The sequence below is a fragment of the Acetobacter papayae JCM 25143 genome (assembly GCF_000613285.1).
GTDB classification, from domain to species: Bacteria; Pseudomonadota; Alphaproteobacteria; order Acetobacterales; family Acetobacteraceae; genus Acetobacter; species Acetobacter papayae.
This window is the reverse complement of record NZ_BAIN01000125.1, coordinates 1-3,123: the sequence shown is the minus strand read 5'-3', so window position 1 is coordinate 3,123 and position 3,123 is coordinate 1. Positions and strand designations below refer to the sequence as shown.

Here is a 3,123-nt window from a genome sequence, read left to right as displayed (position 1 = left end):
GCCGTGCTCCGGGCCGCTCCACGGCTCCGGGGCGTTGTGGTGGAAGGCGCGGCCTTGACGCTCCGTTGCGGCTTTTCGTCCTGCGTCGTCATTTAAGCTCTTCTCCCTTCCTCCTGTCGCATGAGCACGTTCCGTGGGCGCTCAACGCCTACGGAAACCTGCCTGCATGCTCACTCTCACCGTCGAGCATAACGCAATCGCGGCGAAGCGGGGAAGTTCACCAGATCGGCATAAAGCTGTAATGTCATGAAACTGCAATCAACTGATGCGCGTCAGACTTACGGCTTACTCGCCGCCCTCATCCTCCCCGTTCAGCAGCTTTTCCAGAGCGGCCGCGGCCAGCGTGCGGGTAATCCGCCCGCCCGACACCATGACAGCCTGATCAAGCAGCGCCACATAATCCCGCACGGCACTGGCTCGTCTGGGCAGGCGGCGCAGCAGCCAGTCTGTCACCTGTGGGCCCATGACAAGCTGGCGCTCGGCCACAAGCCGCAGAAGCAGGCGGTGCAGCAGGTCTTCCTCCGCCTCGCCCATGGGCACGGAGGCCGTAGCGCGCAGGCGGCTGAGCAGGTCAGGCAATGCCACAGGCCAGCGCGAGGGCGGCTGACGGGCAACCATCAGCAGCGACATGCGCCGCTCACGCGCCAGATTGACAAGGTGCAGCAGGTCCTGCTCACGGGTGGTGGCATCGGCATTATCCAGCGCCACAGCGCGGAACCCACCATCATGAAACAGATCGACCACGGCACTTTCGTTCAGCCGTGCTCCATCGATCACCGGCGCGCCATAACGCCCGGCCCAGACAGACAGCAGGTGCGTCTTGCCCGTGCCGCCAGCCCCCCACAGGGCCATGCGGCCCTCCGGCCAACGGGTAACGGCCTCCGTATCCAGCACCCATGCCCTTGCGGCGGCGTTGGAGGGAGCAGCCACGAAATCAGTTCGTCCGAATCGGGGGCGATGGGCAAAAGGCAGGGCAATCTGCCCGCCAGACGTGTCCGCCACACCCAATTCCGCATCATTCGGGGCGGAAAAGGCCCTGTTTGTTTCATCAATCCGTGTCATGCCGCTTTGCGCGCCGCTTCTCCTGCCGTAAAGACTGTTCGCGGGAATCCTAACTCACCACGGTTCCAACATCGACCCCATATTCATTCAGACCAAGAGCGTATCCGTCATGACGTCTTCTCCTCGCCCCCCTTCCTCCGGACTTACCTACCGTGATTCCGGCGTGGACATCGAAGCAGGCGAAGCGCTTGTTGACGCCATCCGCCCGGCAGCCAAGGCCACAGACCGACCCGGCACCATGGGCGGACTGGGCGGTTTTGGTGCTCTGTTCGACCTCAAGGCCGCAGGCTTTCAGGACCCGGTGCTGGTTTCGTGCACAGATGGTGTTGGCACCAAGCTGACCGTGGCCATCGACAACGACCTGCATGAAACCGTCGGGATCGACCTTGTTGCCATGTGCGTGAACGACCTGATCGTTCAGGGGGCCGAGCCGCTCTTCTTCCTTGATTACTTCGCCACAGGGCGGCTGTCCGTCACCAGTGCTGCCAAGGTGGTCAAGGGCATTGCGCAGGGCTGCGCACTTTCGGGCTGTGCACTGGTCGGGGGCGAAACCGCCGAAATGCCGGGCATGTACGCCGATGGACATTATGATCTGGCCGGTTTTTCCGTTGGTGCGGCCGAACGCAGCGCCCTGCTGCCCGCAGGTATTGCCGCGGGCGATACGCTGATCGCCCTTTCCTCCTCCGGTGTGCATTCCAACGGTTTCTCGCTGGTGCGCCGGATCGTGACAGACGCACATCTGGCATGGACCGACCCTGCCGCCTTTGCACCCGGCCAGACACTGGGCGAGGCGTTCCTTGAACCACGCGCCTGTATGTCAAACAGGTTCTGGCACTCCACCGCGCGGGCCTGCTGCATGGAGCGGCGCATATTACCGGCGGTGGTCTACCCGGCAACCTGCCCCGCGTCCTGCCTGACGGGCTGAACGCGGTGATTGATCAGGAGTGGCCGATTCCGCCCGTGTTCCGCTGGCTGGCCCGCACCGGCAATGTACAGTCCGATGAAATGCTGCGCGTGTTCAACTGTGGCGTGGGCATGGTGCTGATCACCCCCGAGCCGGACAAGGTGCTCGAAATCCTGCGTGAAATGGGTGAAACCCCCAGCGTGATCGGCCATGTGGCACAGGCAGCCGAAGCTTCGGCCAAGCCGGACCTGATCATGCAGGCCAGCCCGGATTTCCGCGCGGCATGACCACGCCCAAATCCTCTGTCGCCATTCTGCTCAGCGGCCGGGGCAGCAATGCCACGGCGCTGATCCGCGCGGCCCAGAACCCGGATTTTCCCGCCCGTATCTGCCTTGTGCTGAGCAACAACCCCGATGCACCGGGGCTGGACATGGCGCGGGAGGCGGGCCTGCCGACCAAAGCAGTCGATCATCGCCCCTTCGGGCGTGACCGCGAGGCCCATGAACGTGCCGTGCACGCCGCCCTGCTTGAAGCTGGGGCCGAGACCGTGTGCCTGGCGGGCTACATGCGCCTGCTCACCCCCTACCTGACCACCTGCTGGGCGGGGCGCATGCTCAATATCCACCCCAGCCTGCTGCCGTCCTTTGCAGGGCTGCATACCCATGAACGCGCTCTGGAGGCCGGTATGCGCATCCATGGTTGCACGGTTCATATCGTAACCGAAGGCATGGACGAAGGCCCCGTGCTGGGTCAGGCCGCCGTACCCGTGCTGGATGATGACACCGCCGACACACTGGCCGCGCGCGTACTGGAGCAGGAACACGCCCTTTACCCGCGTGTGCTGCGTCATTTCCTGACGGGTGCCAGACCCGCACCCAACGGCGCGCACGCCCTTGTCGTGGGCTGACCACCACCAGCCCCACCCCAACCGGTGGGCCTGCCATGCTCCGCCCTCCGTTCTACCGCGCGCTTGTGTTCGGGCGCGCCCCGCTTACAGCCACGGTTTGAATTTTCATGACATCCTCCCCTCGCCCTGCCCGCGCCCGCCCACGCAGCAAACGCCCCATGCCTGCCCCGGCAGCGGACCCCACGCGCGATATCGCCTTCGATATCCTGTGTGGCGTGGTGGAACATCGCCGCATGCTGGAAACCAGTCT

The 3,123-nt window shown here is 64.4% G+C and carries 2 protein-coding genes and 2 pseudogenes; 3 read left to right on the top strand and 1 reads right to left on the bottom strand.

Annotated features, from left to right (window positions below; translation table 11 throughout):
• Positions 1-285: 285 nt before the first annotated feature.
• On the bottom strand, positions 286-1,062 hold the full coding sequence (locus JCM25143_RS14745) for a P-loop NTPase family protein (protein WP_025861783.1): 777 nt from the start codon (positions 1,060-1,062) through the stop codon (positions 286-288).
• Positions 1,063-1,171: 109 nt separating this feature from the next.
• Between JCM25143_RS14745 and purM the strand changes: the two are divergent.
• The 3 genes and pseudogenes from purM to JCM25143_RS22165 form a co-directional block, all read left to right on the top strand.
• Positions 1,172-2,253, top strand: a pseudogene (gene purM / locus JCM25143_RS20235) (phosphoribosylformylglycinamidine cyclo-ligase).
• Positions 2,250-2,873 carry a phosphoribosylglycinamide formyltransferase gene (gene purN, locus JCM25143_RS14735; RefSeq protein ID WP_025861781.1) on the top strand — a complete coding sequence of 208 codons (624 nt, stop codon included), beginning with the start codon at positions 2,250-2,252 and terminating at the stop codon, positions 2,871-2,873. Before purM ends, purN begins: the two are co-directional and overlap by 4 nt.
• A 107-nt stretch (positions 2,874-2,980) precedes the next feature.
• A pseudogene (locus JCM25143_RS22165) lies at positions 2,981-3,123 on the top strand (rRNA cytosine-C5-methylase); the annotation flags it as partial.

What these genes read in the sequence shown, in the direction of transcription:
- JCM25143_RS14745 (WP_025861783.1), bottom strand. Translation starts at nt 1,062, where the DNA reads ATGACACGGATTGATGAAACAAACAGGGCCTTTTCCGCCCCGAATGAT.
- purN (WP_025861781.1), top strand. Translation starts at nt 2,250, where the DNA reads ATGACCACGCCCAAATCCTCTGTCGCCATTCTGCTCAGCGGCCGGGGC.